This window comes from Labedaea rhizosphaerae, assembly GCF_004362825.1.
Lineage (GTDB): Bacteria > Actinomycetota > Actinomycetes > Mycobacteriales > Pseudonocardiaceae > Labedaea > Labedaea rhizosphaerae.
On sequence record NZ_SNXZ01000007.1, the window covers coordinates 401084 to 416836 of the forward strand.

General features: G+C 72.0%; 14 protein-coding genes. 5 read left to right on the top strand and 9 right to left on the bottom strand.

Annotated elements, in window-relative coordinates; genetic code table 11:
- Nucleotides 1-118: 118 nt before the first annotated feature.
- From EV186_RS32415 to EV186_RS32440, 6 genes are read right to left on the bottom strand one after another with little or no spacing between them, the layout of a single operon-like run.
- Nucleotides 119-1933 (bottom strand): condensation domain-containing protein, encoded by a 1815-nt coding sequence (locus EV186_RS32415; RefSeq protein ID WP_133853312.1) that lies wholly within the window; start codon nt 1931-1933, stop codon nt 119-121.
- Entirely contained in the window at nt 1930-2850 is a 921-nt protein-coding gene (locus tag EV186_RS32420) for a phosphopantetheine-binding protein (RefSeq protein ID WP_133853313.1), read from the bottom strand. The genes EV186_RS32415 and EV186_RS32420 overlap by 4 nt, the downstream gene beginning before the upstream one ends.
- Entirely contained in the window at nt 2847-4412 is a 1566-nt protein-coding gene (locus EV186_RS32425) for an AMP-binding protein (RefSeq protein WP_133853314.1), read from the bottom strand. Before EV186_RS32425 ends, EV186_RS32420 begins: the two co-directional genes overlap by 4 nt.
- Before the next feature lie 2 nt (nt 4413-4414).
- Entirely contained in the window at nt 4415-4924 is a 510-nt protein-coding gene (locus EV186_RS32430; RefSeq protein WP_133853315.1) for a phosphopantetheine-binding protein, read from the bottom strand.
- Complete coding sequence (locus EV186_RS32435) at nt 4918-5697, bottom strand: hypothetical protein (protein ID WP_133853316.1); 780 nt, start codon at nt 5695-5697, stop codon at nt 4918-4920. The genes EV186_RS32430 and EV186_RS32435 overlap by 7 nt, the downstream gene beginning before the upstream one ends.
- Entirely contained in the window at nt 5654-7168 is a 1515-nt protein-coding gene (locus EV186_RS32440) for an AMP-binding protein (RefSeq protein ID WP_166659430.1), read from the bottom strand. Before EV186_RS32440 ends, EV186_RS32435 begins: the two co-directional genes overlap by 44 nt.
- 123 nt (nt 7169-7291) lie before the next feature.
- On the opposite strand from EV186_RS32440, the gene EV186_RS32445 reads away from it, so the two are divergent.
- The 3 genes from EV186_RS32445 to EV186_RS32455 are packed head-to-tail and all read left to right on the top strand — an operon-like array spanning nt 7292 to nt 10183.
- A complete protein-coding gene (locus EV186_RS32445; protein WP_133853318.1) occupies nt 7292-7552 on the top strand; it encodes an acyl carrier protein in 261 nt (86 codons plus the stop codon).
- On the top strand, nt 7549-8784 hold the full coding sequence (locus EV186_RS32450) for a beta-ketoacyl-[acyl-carrier-protein] synthase family protein (RefSeq protein ID WP_133853319.1): 1236 nt from the start codon (nt 7549-7551) through the stop codon (nt 8782-8784). Before EV186_RS32445 ends, EV186_RS32450 begins: the two co-directional genes overlap by 4 nt.
- A complete protein-coding gene (locus EV186_RS32455) occupies nt 8777-10183 on the top strand; it encodes a condensation domain-containing protein (protein ID WP_133853320.1) in 1407 nt (468 codons plus the stop codon). Before EV186_RS32450 ends, EV186_RS32455 begins: the two co-directional genes overlap by 8 nt.
- Here EV186_RS32455 and EV186_RS32460 read toward each other — a convergent pair.
- A complete protein-coding gene (locus tag EV186_RS32460) occupies nt 10167-11360 on the bottom strand; it encodes a cytochrome P450 (RefSeq protein WP_133853321.1) in 1194 nt (397 codons plus the stop codon). The two genes, EV186_RS32455 and EV186_RS32460, sit on opposite strands and share 17 nt — an antisense overlap.
- Nucleotides 11357-12532: a nucleotide disphospho-sugar-binding domain-containing protein gene (locus tag EV186_RS32465; protein WP_166659431.1), complete on the bottom strand. Its 1176-nt coding sequence runs from the start codon at nt 12530-12532 to the stop codon at nt 11357-11359. Before EV186_RS32465 ends, EV186_RS32460 begins: the two co-directional genes overlap by 4 nt.
- A gap of 77 nt (nt 12533-12609) precedes the next feature.
- Here EV186_RS32465 and EV186_RS32470 point away from each other — a divergent pair, with 77 nt between their 5' ends.
- Nucleotides 12610-13773, top strand: coding sequence for a cytochrome P450 (locus EV186_RS32470; RefSeq protein ID WP_208115890.1), 1164 nt, complete (start codon nt 12610-12612; stop codon nt 13771-13773).
- On the opposite strand, the gene EV186_RS32475 is transcribed toward EV186_RS32470, so the two are convergent.
- Nucleotides 13767-14630 (bottom strand): TauD/TfdA dioxygenase family protein, encoded by an 864-nt coding sequence (locus tag EV186_RS32475; protein ID WP_133853323.1) that lies wholly within the window; start codon nt 14628-14630, stop codon nt 13767-13769. The genes EV186_RS32470 and EV186_RS32475 overlap by 7 nt on opposite strands.
- Before the next feature lie 74 nt (nt 14631-14704).
- Here EV186_RS32475 and EV186_RS32480 point away from each other — a divergent pair, with 74 nt between their 5' ends.
- Nucleotides 14705-15715, top strand: coding sequence for a methyltransferase (locus EV186_RS32480; protein WP_133853324.1), 1011 nt, complete (start codon nt 14705-14707; stop codon nt 15713-15715).
- The last annotated feature ends 38 nt before the right edge of the window (nt 15716-15753 follow it).

The following is a 15753-nucleotide window of genomic DNA, read 5'->3' on the forward strand; positions in this document are numbered from 1 at the left end:
CAGCCGACCGCGAGGCAGAGGGTGCCGGCCCGACCTCCTGCCCGGGTGGACCTTCGGAAGCCAGGCGGGCGACCGCCTCGGCGAAGCGAACCGACCGGTCACGACCGGCGCGCCTCGATCAGCCGGGAGTGCGGCCGGTGCCGGTCGCCGTGGGTTCGGGCCAGGAGGCGAGATCGGCCGGGTCGGCCGGGGCGGTGGCGCACAGGACGTAGTGGCGTGGCGCAAGGGCCATCGGGTGTTCGGGCAGGGCCGCCATGCAGCGGGCATGGGCCTGCTCCGGGGTTCGGATGCCGTCCTTGGCCGCCACGAAGGCGACCAGCGGTCGGCCGTCCACGTCGGCGAAGACACGGGTCACGGCCGGGGCCAGCGCGTCGTCCACCAGGTCCTGCACCTTGCGCACATCCACCCAGCACGAGTCCAGGAAGATCCAGTCCGCCGACCGCACGGCCGTCTCCAGGCCGATCACCTCGCGCATCCGCTCGGGGTCGAGGTCCTCGTGCGCCGCGGCCACCACGAGCCGTTCGAACGCCAGCAGCAGCGACTCCGCCTCCTCGCGCGACACCACGCCGGTGTCCGCGCTCCACAGGTCGAGCTCCAGCCGGCCGTCGAGCCGGTTGAGCTCGAAGCGGACCGGGGCCGCATTGCGGTGCGCCGGGCGCCACCGCAACCGGGTCTCCGCGAGCGCGGCGTCGAGCTGCGCAGCGTCGAATTGCCTGGCACGCAAGGGCACCCTCGCTCCGGGGCCGGACGACTGGGTGACCAGGCTGTTGAACAACGGCTCGTACTTGAACAGCAGGCCGCGTTCGTGTGCGATGCGCTCGTCGAGCCGGGCCCGTTCCGACGCGTCGTACCGGGCGTTCCTGCTGGCTTCCAGGACCACGGTCCAGGCGCGCTTGACCAACGCGTCGAAGCTGCGCCCCGCGACCTCGACGCCCGCGATCGTGCCCTGGGCCACCGAACCGACGTAGTCGACCAGGTGGCGTTCGAAGCGGTTGCTCGACATCAGCGGGAGGATGATCTCCCGGTCGCCGGTGCGGTGCGCGAGCACCGCGCAGATCGCGCCCAGCACGATGCCCTGCCCACTGGCCCTGGTGCGCGCCGCCACCTGCGCCACGGCCAGCGCGGCGGCCCTCGACGACAGCGCCACGGCCAGCGGGTCGCCGCCGGGCGTGGTGTCCGGCATGTCGTAGAGCCGCCGCGGGATGCGCTGCGTCCAGTGCTGCAGGTAGTCCTGGGCCGCCTGCGCCCGCCGCCGTTCGGTCGGTGTCGCCTCCAGCGCGGCCTGGTCCAGCGGCTGGTGGCGGGGCCCGCCCACCTGCCGCGTGGCCGGGTCGCCGACCAGTTCGGCGAACTCACGCTTGAGCACCTCGATCGCGCCGTGGTCGACGGCCATGTGCGACAACGCGGCCGCACACGCGATGACGGGGCCGTTCTGGTCCGGCGCCACCGCCACCACGACGTGCATGGGCGTCCCGGCCGGGTCCGGGTTGGCCCGCAGCCACCGAACGAGCGCCCCGGCCACGGCTACCTGGTCGCGCGGCCCCCACCGCCCGTCGCCGAGCACGCACACGTCCAGTGGCAGCGTCCCGGACGCCGCCACGACCTGCCGTCGCTCGCCGGTGAGCCGGTAGGTCGTGCGCAGGGTCTCGTGCCGCGCGCCGAGCACGGCGATGGTCTCGGTGACGTCGCCGACCGTGGCGCCGGGCGGCACCGGGAACTCGACGCAGAGCATCGAGTAGAAGTGGTCGGGGACGTTGCCCAGCCACTGCGCGATGTTGATCTGGCCGAGGGTCAGCGGCCCCTCGGCCGCGCGCGTTCCGGTGAACGGGACGTGCGTCGTGCCGCGCGGCGTCAGCCGGACCCGCTGACGCCGGTGCCCTGGGTCGGTGTTTGTATCAGCGGCGGTGTCGGCGGAGGTGGGCACGGCGGTCATCCGATCAGCTCGCGGAGCGCGACGGCGAGCCGCTGGTCGTCCGGGGCGCACTCGTGCACGCGGACCTCGGCGGCGGGCAGGTCCACTGTGGACGGCCCGCTCGCGGTTGTGAACAGGTCCAGCACGCCCGGGTGCGGTCGCGGCGGCCAGCCACGGACCGCGTCCTCGATGCTCTGCCGCACGCGCAGCATGCGCTCCGCGGCCTCGACGGAGGTGTCCTCGGGCACCAGATCGTGTGCGCGCCAGACTGCCAGCGCCTCAACGGGATCCGACGACACCGGGCCTGGCGCCGGTTCGAGCAGGTCGTCGTCGAGCACCGCCAGCAGCCGCACCTCGTCGCCGAGCAGGACGGCCAGTTCGTGCGCGACGGCGGCCGCGGACGTGGTGGCGCCCAGCAGGTAGGGACCGGTGGCCTGCTCGGCGCGGATGGCGTCGAGGTAGGCGCGGGCCAGGTCCGCCACCGTGTCCAGCGGGCTCGTGCCAGCCCAGAAGCCCGCCGCCTGCAGGCCGTGCAACGTGTACTCGTCGCCCAGGGCCTGGGCCAGGTGGCCGTACACGCCGAGCTGCCCGTCCACCGGGTGCACGAGGAACAGCGGGGGCTTGGACCCGTCGCCGTCCTGGATGGTCAGCAGCGGGCCGGTCACTCGCGCGTTCTGCTCACGCAGCAGGGCCGCGAGGGCCGCCACGGTGGGCCGTTCGGTCATCACGTTCAGCGGGAGCTGGATCCCAAACTCCTCGAGCACGCCGTTGATCACCAACGCCGCGTCCAGGGAGTTGCCGCCCACCCCGAAGAAGTCGTCCCGGATGCCGACGCCGAAGCCGAGGACGTGCTGCCACTGCCGGGCCAGCCACAGCTCCACCGGATCGCGTGGACGCTGGTAGCCGACGTCGGTCGCTTCATCGACGATTGGGTTCATTGCCGGGTCGCACCGCCATCGTGGTCAGGGTGATCATCGGGGTGATCAGGGGTGAGCCGCCAGCGCTGGGTCTTGCCCGACGCCGTGCGCGGGATCTTGTCGACGATCGTGAACTGCTTCGGGATCTTGTAGCCCGCCAGCCGCCGGCCGCAGTGCGCGGCCAGTTCGGCACGGCGGACGGTCACGTCGGGGTGCAGCACGACCTGCGCGCCCACCACCGAGCCGAGCGTCTGGTGCGGCAGGGCCATGGCCACCGCGTCGACCACCGCCGGGTGGCTGCGCAGCGCGGCCTCGACCTCGTCCGGGTCGACCTTCTCCCCGCCCACGTTGATGATGTCGTGCTCGCGGGGTTCGAGGTACAGGTAGCCGTCGCGGTCGAGGCGGCCGCGGTCGCCGACCGTGGCGAACCCGTCCGGCGTGGTCCGGACCGCGTGCCCGGTGAGGTAGTCGGCCAGGCCGACTCGTTGGGGGGTTCGCATGAACACCGTCCCGACGGTGCCCGGCGGTACCGGCGCGCCCCGGTCGTCCAGCACGCGGACCTGGGTGAGGACGCCGCGCCCGGTCGTGCCCGGCCGGGCGAGCCACTCGTCGCCCCGCGCCAGCGTCACGCCGATGCCCTCGGTCGCGCCGTAGAGTTCGTAAACCCGTTCGGGGCCGAGGAGCTCGATCCACCCGCGTTTGGTGTCGGCGTCGCAACGGGCGGCGGTGTGCAGCACGGCCCGCAGGCTGGCGAAGTCCGCCGGGTCCGGGTCGGCGCCGCGGAGGATCTCCCGCATGTGCGCCGGGGTGAGCTGCACCCATTCCACCGCGTACCGGCGGATCAGCTCGACCGTCCACTGTGGAGAAAAGAACGGCGCGAGGACGACGGTGTTGCGGTCCAGGATCGCGTCGACGAACGCCGTGAACGGCGCCGCGTGGTACAAGGGCCCCGCGATGAGCTGCCGCTGCCCGCTGCGCCAGCCGGTCTGGCGGATCACCAGCGACGGCGTCCGCGCCGCGTCGTAGCGCAGCGGGCCGGGCCGGGCCGAGATCCGCGGCAGACCTGTGCTGGCCCCGGTGGCCAGCAGGTAGGCCACGTCGCCGCCCGGCCGGGCGGGGTGGTCCGGGTGGGCTGGGTGATCGGAATGGGGCAGCTCCACCCGGTGCGGCCGCTGCTCGTCGTCGAGCAGGTGGACCGCGCCGAACCGGCGGCCCAGCACCCGCAGCAGGGCGTCGCGTTCGGCTTGCGGGGCGCCAGGGTTCAGCGGGAACACCGCGACCTCGGCGGCCAGCGCCGCCGCGATGCCGGTCGCGGCGGCCGGCGTGTTGGCCGCGAGGACGACGACACAGGGCCGCTCGTCACCGTCGAGCGCGGTGCGCAGCGCCTGCGCGGCCGACTCGACGGCCGTGCCGAACTCCCGCCACGCCAACACGTTCTCGGCCAGGCCCTCGTCGAAACCGATGAGGGCGGGCACGCCGGGGACCTCCCGGGCGGTGTCGGCGATCCGCCTGCGCACGGTGCTGCTCGTCGCTACGGGGCTGCTCGTCCCTACGGTGCTGCTCGTCCCTACGGTGCTGCTCATCGCTACCGCAGCAACTCCGCGAGCCGCCGCACGCTGGCGGCGTTCATGAATTCGAACACGTCGATCGAGCGGTCGAACTCCGTCTCGATCGCGGCGATGATCCCCAGCGCGGACAGCGAATCCCCGCCCAGCTCGAGGAAGTCGTCGGTGACGCCGACCGCGGGCACGGCCATCTGCGCCGACCAGATCTGCGCGACCCGGCGCTCCACCTCGTCGCGCGGGTCCTCGAACAGCGTGCACCGGCCGTCGGCCACCGCCGCGGCGAGTTCGTCCACGTCCAGCGCGCCGCCGGTCGTCGGGATCGCGTCGGTGACGAGCACCCCGGCGAGACCGTTGTCCTCGCCGAGCCGCTCACGCACGTGGTTGCGCAGCACCGGACCGCTGAGGTACTCGCTCAGCTCGACGGCCGCGACCGTGACCTCCCGCCCCTCGTGCCGCACCACGGCGGCTTCGGCGCGAGTGACCCCGGGATGGGCCGACAGCACCTCGGAGATCTCGGACGGGCTCACCATGTGCGCTCTCCTGTCAGCAGGGTGGTGACGAGTTGGTGCACCGAGGCGTCGCGCAGCAGATCGGTGTGCGCCACGTCGAGCACGATGTGCTCCCCGTCGGCTTCCGGTGGTTCGTGGTCGGCCGACGACACGATCGTCGGGGTGCCGTGGCGGGTGCCGAACCGGCCCGCGCTCGCCAGGAGCAAGTAGTCCAGGTAGGTGGTGAAGCCCTTGGTGAGTTCGCGGTGGAAGAACTCGTTGAGCCCCAACCGTGTGGCGAGCGTGCCCATCAGCGCGTCGTAGTGCTTGGTCACCGCGGCGACGATGGCCGGCAGGTCGTCGGGGTAGGTCTGCGCCAGCTCGTCGGCGAGCAGCCGGGCGTCGTCGAGTTCGTCGGCGCTCAGGTGCGCGGCTGAGGCTTCCAGCGCCGCGGGCAGCTGGGCCGCGAGCGAATCCGCGGTCGTCGCCACGGCGTCGAACAACACCACTGCGGGCGCATCGTCGGCGGCGTCCGCGATGGCATCCGCCACGCAGGGAGCCAGCGCCGCACCCGCGCAGTAGCCCAGCACGGCGCGCACCGGGCGCCCGGTTGCCGTCACCTCGGCGACCCAACGGTGCACGCACTCGTCCAGGCCGCCGGCCACCGACTGTCCGATGTGGAGGAACGACGCGCCTGCGTCGACCCCGGCCGCGAGGTCGGCGAAGCCCGCGGCCGCGCGACCGCCGGGGAAGTCGAGGCACAGCACGAGATCAGGCCCTCGGCCGGACAGTTGCCGCCAGTTCGTCAGCTTCACCCTCGGGCCTCCCGCGCGTATCCGTGACCGCCGCCAACGCCTGGTAGTCGACCTTGCCGCCCGCGGTCTGCGGGAGGCGGTCGACGTGCCGGAAGACCACGTGCCTGCTCGGCACCCCCAGCGCCTCGGCGAGCCGGCGGCGCTGCTGCTCGTGCACGTCCGGATCGCCAGAGCCGACCAGGTACACCACGTCATCGGTGCCGCCGACAACGGCTGCGGGGTGATCGGGCCGCTCGACCATCCGCTCGAGGTCGTCGAGGCTCGTGCGCACGCCGAGCACCTTGACGATCCGCTTGGTGCGGCCGGTCAGGTACAGGTAACCCTCGCGCAGGTAACCCAGATCCCCGGTGTCGAGCAGGTCCACCTCGGCGCCGCGGCCGAGGTCCGCGCGCCCGCGCGCGTAGCCCAGCATGACGCCGGGACCGCGGTAGTGCACCGGGCCCTCGCCGGGCAGCGCCCGGTCGTGCGGTGCCTGCGACCCGATCGTGCCGACCGTGCCTATCGTGATCGTGCCGCCCGGCACCGCCCGGCCCACCGACCCGACCCGGTCCGGCAGCTGGTCGGGGTCCAGGCACGCGATCCGCGACGTCGCCTCGGTCTGGCCGTACATCGGCACGAACCTGCCGCCGTGCCGGCGCATCAGCTCGGCCAGCCGCAGGGTCACCTCGTCGCCGAGCCGTGCGCCCGACTGCGTCATCGTGCGGATCGCACTGCGCGCCAACAGCTTGACGTGCGACGGCCCGAATGCCGCGTAGGTCGTGGGCACCGCGGCGAACGAGGTCGCACCGGCGCGGATCAGGTGGTCCCACATCGCCAGCGACAGCGGGGAACGGTCGCTGAGCACGATGCTCGCCCCGGCCCGCAGGTGGGAGTTCAGCACCGACAGGCCGTAGGCGTGCGTGATGGGCAACGTCGTCGGGGCGCGCTCGGCCGCGGTGATGCCCAGCGCCGCGACGATGGCGTCGGAGTTGGCGGCGATCCCGGTGTAGGACAACCGCACGGCCTTGGGGCTGCCCGTACTGCCCGAGGTCGACAGCAACAGGGCCGTGCTCGGGTCGATGTCGTTGTCGAGCACGTCGAACGGCACGGTCGCACCGCGCCGCAGGATCACGGTCCCGGTGGGCGGATCGGGCACGGGGTGGTAACCCATTTCGGTCAGCTCCGCGCCGCCATCCGGACCCGGAACCACGAATTCCGGTTGGTAGGCCGCCAGAACCGCAGCGGTTGCCGGGAGGAACGCGACCGTGTGGCCCAATCGCAATGCGGCCGAATAGGCCATCAAGGTGGGCAGGTCACGATTCCCCGCGCACAGCACGAGCGCTTTGCGGTCGTGGCGCAGCACGCGCTCGACGCCGCCGACGAGCCCGGCCAATTCCCCGTAGGACAACGTGTTCCCGCCGATCAGGTGCACGGCGGGGGAGTGCGGCGCAGCGGCGTCGTGGGTCACGAGGTCCAGCCGCGCCAGCGTCATAGCGGTCATTCTGCGGGCTGACCCCGGCCGTGGTCCATAGTCCGGGCAAAAGGGCTGTGCTTGACGTCCGCGATTCCGGTGGCAAGGATTTTGCAGACGTGCCACAGGAAAGGGAGTTCCCCGATGATCGCTGAGATCCGCCTGTTCCTGCTGCGGTCATTGACCGAGATGAGGTACGACACCGACGGCATCGATGACGACACCGTGCTGGGCCCGGCGGGCGCTGACCTGGAGTCGCTGGCCCTGGCCGAACTCGCGATGCGCGTGGAGGACCAGTACGGCGTGCGGTTCCTCGACGACGAGGCCGAGCGCTTCGCCGCCATGACCGTCGGGGAGTTCTGCGCCGCGGTGGAGAACCGGGTCAAGGCCGCGTCCGCCACGTGAGCGCAACCGGTGCCGTGACGGGGATCGGGCTCGTCAGCCCGGTCGGGGTCGCGGTGGAGACCGTGTTCGACGCGGTGTGCTCCGGGCGTTCCGGTCTCACCCGCCCACCGGAGGACCACCCGTTGCACGGCGTCGTCGACGTGGCCGCGTTCGGCCCGCCCATCGCCGCGGACAGCGTGCTGGCGCCGAAGGACGCGCGGACCGTGGACCGGTCGATCGTGATGGCGTTGCGTGCCGCCGAGGACGCCTTGGCCGACGCGGGGATCGTCGTCGGTCGCGACGTCGACGAGTACCGAGTGGCGGTCGTCCTCTCCGGGGTCGGGGGCCTGGAGACCCTTGCGCAGCAGGCACTCGAGCGTTCCAGGCGAGGCCGGCTGGGGGTCAGCCCGTTCATGCTGCCGGGTGTGCTGCCCAACATGGCGGCCGCGCGGACCGCGATCAAGTTCGGCATCCGCGGCTACACGTCGTCGGTCGGCACGGCGTGCGCGGCCGGCGGTCAGTCGCTCGGCGAGGCCCTGCGGATCCTGCGTGCGGGCGAGGCGGACGTGGTGGTGTGCGGTTGCACCGAGGCGCCGCTGTTCCCGACGTTCGCCGACGCCTTCGGCAACGCGCTCGCCCTGGCCCGCGGCTGGCCCGATCCGGCCAGTGCCAGCCGCCCGTTCGACCGGCGCCGCAACGGACTCGTGCTCGGTGAGGCCGCCGGGGTCTTCGTCCTGGAACGGCCCGAGTTCGCGCGGGCGCGCGGCGCGGACGTGCGCGCCGCACTGCTCGGCTGGGGCGCGACGAGCGACGCCTATCACCCGACCACACCCCGCCCGGACGGCTCCAGTGCCGCCGAGAGCATGCGGATCGCCTTGCGGGACGCGGGTCTCGAGGCAGGCGACATCGGTTACCTCAACGCCCACGGCACGAGCACGAAAGCCGGTGACGCGGCCGAGACCAAGGCCATCCACGGCGTGTTCGGTGCGAACATGCCGCCGGTCAGCTCCACCAAGGGCGTCACCGGGCACATGCTCGGCGCGTCCGGGGTGGTCGAGGCCGCCATCAGCGTCACGGCCCTGCGCCGCGGTCTGCTCCCGCCGACCCACAACCTCGACGACCCGGACCCGGCCTGCGACCTCGCGCACATCCGCAAGGAGCCGCTGGCCGCCACCGTGGACGCGGTCATGTCCAACTCGTTCGGCTTCGGCGGCCACAACGTGAGCGTGATCTTCGGGCGTGCCGATGGCTGAGCCGAGCATCGAGCGGATCGGCGTCCCGTTCGCCGGGCCCGGCGAAGGCACCGCACCCCTGACGTGGGGCCAGAAGGCGATCATGCAGGACATGCGGGCGACCGGCTGGACGCACAACAACAGCGGCGCCCACCCGTTGCCCGAGGGGCTCACCGTCGCCGACATGGCCGAGCGGCTCAGCCGCCTGATGGGCAAGCACCCGGCGCTGCGCACGCAAGTGGGGGTGGACGCGGACGGGCGGCCCTGCCAGGTGGTGCACGGTCGCGGCGAGATCGACCTGGAGGTCGCGACCTTCCCCGACGAGGTCGACCGCGCCGAGGCGATCCACTACGGGAACCTGCTGTGGTTCGAGTGGATGCAGACGCCGCTGGAGCTCGACACCCCGTGGCTGCTGCGGATGTCGGTGATGCAGCACCGGGGTGCGGCCGTGTACCTGGTGCTGACCGTCGGCCACCTCGCCGCCGATGGCACGGGCACGCTGTTGGTCATGACCGACCTCGGCATCGGCGAGCTGGCCGAGCGCGAGGTGGACCCGGACGCGGTGTGGACGATCGACCTCGCCCGGCGTGAGCAGACCCCCGAGGTGCGCCGGGTCAGCGACCGCGCGATGCGGTACTGGGAACGGCAGTTGCGCCCGCTGCCGCCCACGACGTTCGGCGAACCGACGCACCCGCAAGGCAGGCAGGGACACCGTTACTGGCACGGCCGGTTCAACTCGCAAGCGGCGTACCTCGCTGTGCTCGCCATCGCTCAGCGGACCCGTACCGACACCTCACGGGTGCTGCTCGCGGTGATCGCCATCGCGATCGGCCGGGCGACCGGGCGCAACCCGCTCACCTCGCACGTGATCGTCAGCAACCGGTTCCGCCCGGGCCTCGCCGACGTGATCGGCACGCTGAGCCAGAACTCGGTGCTGACCGTCGACCTCGACGGCACGGTGGACGACGTGATCGGGCGCGTGCGCCAGGCCGCGACGGTCGCGTGGATGCACGCGTACTACGACCCCGACCAGCTCGAGGAGCTGACCGGCCGGCTGGACGCCGAACGCGGCCACCCGGCCCGGATCACCTGCCGCATCAGCGATCGCCGGTTCAGCACCAGGCCGGCCACCGAGGCACGGGTGCGCGACGCCGTCATCACCCCGGCGGCGATCGCGGCGAAACAGCCCGAGACCTTCATCAGCTGGGATGGTCACCTGGACAACCTGCCCGAGCAGGCGTTCATCAACATCGAGGACCAGCCGGAGACCGTTCACCTGCAACTGGTCTTCGACATGGGCGTGCTCTCCACCGAGGAGGTGGAGACGATGCTGCGTGCGGTCGAGGAGGTGGCCATCGAGGCCGCGTTCGACCCGGCGGCGCCGACCCGTGTCCCGGCGGCCGCTAGGCATCCCACGTGAGCGGCAGCGCCTCCATGCTGCGCACGATCAGGCCGGGCTTGAAACGCAGTTCGGACTCCGGCACGGCAATGCGCAGCCCCGGGAGCCTGCGCAGCAGTCCGCCCAGCGCCTCCTGCAACTCCATCCGGGCCAGGGCCGCGCCGAGGCAGTGGTGCGGGCCGACGCCGTAGGCCACGTGCGGGTTGACCGCGCGGGTGAGGTCGAGCCGGTCGGGTTCGGCGAACGCCGCCGGGTCGCGGTTGGCCGACGACACGACGGGGAGCACGACCGACCCGGCGGGGATGGGCACGCCGCCGAGGTCCAGGTCGACGGTCGCGATGCGGGGGAGCAGGATCCCGTTGTCCCCCAACTGGATGTAGCGGGTGAGCTCTTCGGCGGCGCGAGCGATGGCCGCCGGGTCGTCGCCGCGCAGCGATGCGAACTGTTCGGGGTGGCGTGACAGCACGAGCAGGAAAAGGTTGATCTGGTTGGTGGTCGACTCGTGCCCGCCCGCGAGGATGCCCGCCGTGACCGACACCAGTTCGCGCTCGGACAGATCGTCGTGCTGGTCCCACGCGGCGATCAGCGCGCTCATCAGGTCGTCACCAGGGTTCTTGCGCCGCTGGGCGATCAGCTCACCGAAGGCCGCCAGCGCCGCCTTGGGCCGTTCGGGGTCGGCGGCCCAGTCGCTCACCAGCGCGTCCGACCACTCCTTGAGCCGGCCCCGATCTTCTTCGCCCACACCGAAGAGCTCGCTGATCACGAAGATCGGCAGCGGTTGCGACAGGTGCTCGACCAGATCGGCGGGCCGCCCGGCCGCCACCATGTCGTCGATCATGCCGTCGACGAGCCGGGCCACGTCGGCGCGCATCGACTCGACCCGCCGGGCGGTGAACGCGCTGGACACCACGCGGCGGACCTTCGTGTGCCGCGGTGGGTCCATGCCCAGCAACGAGTCGTCGGCCAGCGAGCCCAGCTCCCACTCCGGTCGCTCGGGTCCGCTCGCCGCGGCCCGGCTGAACCTCGGGTCGGTGAACACCTGGCGCACGTCCGCGTGCCGCGTGGCGAGGTAGGCGATCGTGCCGTCCGGCAACGCGATCCTGGGCACCGGGTCCGACGCACGCAGCCGGGCGTACTCCGGTGACGGGTGCGGCATGACCTCCGCCTGGGGCAACGGGAAGCGCAGCGGTGGTGTCATGCGGGTGCTCCTTCGCCGGCGGCGAGCCCGGCGAGCACGCCGACGACCTCGGCGGGACTGGGCATCGCGGTGATCCGGTCGCGCATCAGCAACGCGGCGTCGCGCCACGGGCCGGCGCCGATGAGCGTGGCGACGGCGTCCCGGACGCTTGCCGCATCCGGGTTCTCCAACGACATCCCGGCGCCCGCGGCGAGCAGCCGTTCGGCGTTGAAGTGCTCGTCGCCGACCTCCGGCAGGATCAGCTGCGGCACGCCGTGCGCGAGCGCGGTCAGCATCGTGCCTGCGCCGCCGTGCTGGACCAGCGCGGCACAGCTGGGGAGGACGAGGCGCAGGGCCAGCGGGCCGTCGGAGACGCGGACGTTGTCCGGTACCGGTCCGAGGGCGTCGCGCTGCGCCTTGACCACGGCGAGCACGACCTCCACGTCGAGTTCGGCGACCGCGCGCACGACGTCCGGCAGTTCGGCCCGGTCGGAAAGGCCGGGACCGGCCACCGTGCCGCCGGTGATGCACACGCGCGGGCGCCGCGGCGGCTCGTGCAGCCACGACGGGAGGACGCTGGTTCCGTTGTAGGGCACGTAACGCAGGTGCTGCACGGGTCCGGTCAGCGGCACCTGCATGGGTTCGGGCACCGGGTCGAGGGTCAGCGCACCGGTCGTGCTCACGTCGTCGGCGGTGAGCCCGAACCGGGCGGCCAGCGGGCCCAGGACGGCCTCGCGGTCCATTCGCAGCGTGCTGGTGTGATCCGGCCCCCACAACGCGAGCACGCCGGGCACCTCCAGCGCGGCCGCCGCCACCGCCGCGGCCAGGTTGAACGGTTCCCAGACAACGAGATCCGGCCGAAAGGACCGGCCGAAGGCGACCAAGTCGTCCAGCAGCGCGTCGGCCATCCGGACCACTCCGCCGTCCGGTGTGATCGCCGGCTCGAGCGCGTCGTCCCCCGCTTCGGGCCCCGCGGACTTGCCGACTTTGCCTACGTGGCCGGTGAAAACCTCCTCGAAGTCGACGTCGGCGCCGAGTGGCACGGCGGCCAGTCCGGCACCGGTGATCACGGGCGTCATCGAGGGATGGCTCGCCACCAGCACTTCGTGCCCGGCCGCCCGCAGGGCCCAGGAGAGCGGGACCAGGCAATAGAAATGCGAACGCCAGCCCCAAGTCGAGATAAGTATGCGCACCCAGCATGCTTACCCGATCCAGGCCGCGCGGGGAATCCGTTGACACGGACCGGATTCGTGGCGGAAGCTCACCGGTCATGGCTGTCGTCGGCGAACTGCGCCGCTACCCGTTCGCGCCGTTCACCGGCGACCTGCCCGGCGAACTACTCGCGATGATCGAGTCCGATCCGGTGAGCCGCGTGCTGCTGCCCGACGGCGAACCCGCTTGGCTCGTCCTGGATTACGCCAATTGCTGCACGGTGCTGGCCGACCCGAGGTTTTCCCGTCTGGGCACGGTTCCTGGCCCGGACGAGCCGCGTGACCTCAACATGGACGGCCCCGCGCACGCGGCCGTGCGGCGCGTCGGCGGCAAGGCGTTCAGCGCGCGCCGGATCGAGACCTATCGGGCGCGCGTGCAGGAGATCGCCGACGAACTGATCGACGACATGGTGGCGGGCCCGCGACCGGCCGACCTGATCAGCGGTCTGGTCGGGCCGCTGCCGGTGCGCGTGGTGTGCGAGGTGCTGGGTGTGCCCGTGCCCGACCGCGCGGAGTTCCAGGGCTGGCTCGCCGGTCTCAACTCGGTGCTCACGTACAACTCGATGGAGGCCGCACGCAAGCTGTGGGACTACCTGTCCCGGCAGGTGACGGCCAAGCACGAGGCGCCCGGTGACGACTTGCTGTCGGCGTGGCTCGCCGACCAGCCCGAGCACGGCCTGACCGACCAGGAGCTGACCGTGCTCGCGATGGGCCTGCTGCGCGGCGGCCTGGAGGTCAGCTCCACCGCCGTCGGGCTGCGGGCGTTGTTCCAGCACCCGGAGCAGTTGGCGAAGTTGTTGCGGGATCCAGACAAGGCGGCCGCGGCGGTGGACGAGATCCTCCGTTACACCGCCGTCAGCAGCATGTTCCGGGTCCAGGTGGTGCTCGAGGACCTGACGCTGGGCGGCGTGGCGTTGCGGGCGGGGGAGCGCGTGATGGCGGTCCCGTGGGTCGCCAACCGTGATCCGCGGATCTTCCCCGATCCCAACGTGTTCGACATCGACCGCAACCCGTCCGTGCCGCACCTGGCCTTCGGGTACGGGCCGCACTTCTGCCTCGGTACGGCGCTGGCCAAGCTGGAGGTCTCCCTGTCGATCATGACGCTGCTGCGCCGGTTGCCCGGCCTCGCCCCCGCCGTCCCGCTCGACGAACTGCCGTGGCGGCACGACCGGGTCAACGGGGGCATCGAGTCGTTTCCCGTGAAGTGGCAGGAAGTTCAGTAGTCCTCGACGGCGTTCACCCGATCGGGCCAGTAGCGTTCGCCGGGCACCGGGCGGTAGTGCTCCCAGCGCGGCGGGTTGCCCGTCGGGTGGTCGCCGAGCACGGTGATCCGCTGGCCCCGGCGCCGTTCCTGGTAGTCGTTGACGGCGTAGTGCTGCGTGGCCCGGTTGTCCCACATGGCCACGTCGCCCGGCTGCCAGCGGTAGCGGCAGGTGAACTGCGGGCTCTCGGAGAACCGGAAGAGGTACTCCAGCAGCGCGTCGCTTTCGTTGCGGGACAACTGCGGGATGTGCGAGGTGAAGAGCCGGTTGACGTAGAGGGAGCGCCGGCCGGTCTCGGGGTGCACGCGGACCACGGGGTGCTCGGCACGGCTGGAGAACTCGGTGCCGACCCGGATCGTGTGGATCGCGGTGAGCCCATCCAGCAAGTCGCGCAACGGGGCCGAAAGGGCCTCGTACACCAGGTGCTGGTTGCTCCACATGGTGTCGCCGCCGGCGGATGGCAATTCCACCAAATGCAGGATCGAGGCGATGGGCGGGCTTTCGTGAAAAGTCATGTCGGTGTGCCAGATGTCGACCTTCGCCCCCTCCTCGGAGTCGATGAGCACGATCTCCGGGTGGTCGGGCATCCGGGGCAGGTACGGGTGCAGTTCCACCTCACCGAACCGCCGGCCGAAGGCGATGTGGGCCTCGGGCGTGAGGTCCTGCTGGCCGGGCAGGAACACCACCTGGTGGCGCAGCAGCCGGTCGTGGATGAGGGCGAACTGCTCATCGGTCAGCGCGTTCAGGTCGATGCCGCGGATCTCCACGCCGAGGGCGCCCGACATCAGCCGGATCTCCGGCGCGGTCACACTGGTCATGCGCTCATCTTGTGCCATGACAAGGGAAACGTCCACAGGTTGACGCTGAACCGGTCGGTGGGGAAGCTGCACCGGTGGCAACTGACGACGCGGCCGAGCGCCTCGACGAGCTGACCGATCTTGTGACACCCCTGGCGATCCGCACCGCGGTGACGTTGCGGGTGCCCGACCGGATCGCGGCCGGTACCGCGAAGCTCGACGACTTGGCGGTGGCCTGCGCGGCCGACCGGGACGCGCTGGGCCGGCTGCTGCGCTACCTCGTCCACCGCGAGGTTTTCGCCGAGCCCGCACCGGACGTGTTCGCGCTGACCAAGATCGGCGAGTTGTTGTGCGACCGCGGCAGTGGCGGTTTCGGCGCCCGGCTCGACCTCGGCGGGCACGCGGCGCGGATGGACCTGGCGGTGCTCGGGTTGCCGCATTCGGTGCGCACCGGCGAGCCGGGTTACGCCCAGGTGCACGGCCGCGACCTGTGGGCCGACCTCGATGCCAACCCGGGGTTCCGCGCGGAGTTCGACGGGCTGATGGCGAGCCTGCAGGAGGCCACGGCCCACCAGGTCGCGGCGCTCTACCCGTGGCAGGACGTCCGCCGGGTCACCGACGTCGGTGGCGGTTCGGGCCGGTTGCTGGCGGAACTGCTGGCCGCGCACCCGCACCTGCACGGCGTCCTCGTCGACCGCCCCGAGCCGGTGGCGACCGCGGCGGCGCGGTTCGCCGAACGCGGCATCGCCGACCGGGCCGAGGCGGTGGCGGGCGATTTCTTCCGGCCGCTGCCTGCGGGCTCGGACGTCTACGTGGTCTCGCGCGCCCTCACCGACTGGAACGACACGGCGGCGACGGAGATCCTGCGCCGCTGCGCCGAAGCGGCCGGTCCGCGCGGGCGGGTGCTGGTCGTGGAGGTCATGCCGACCGAACCCCATGTGCCGCACCTGTCTTCGTACGACTTGCGGATGCTCGTGGACGTCGGTGGTCGCGAGCGCGACCGCGTCGCCCTCGATGCGCTGGCCGCGACCGCCGGCCTGACCCCGGCCGCGACGTATCCGGGTACGGATGGGCTGACGCTCATGGAGTTCACCGTCACGGCGTGACCGTCGTTCGGCTGATTGCCCTATTGTCAGCGAAATTC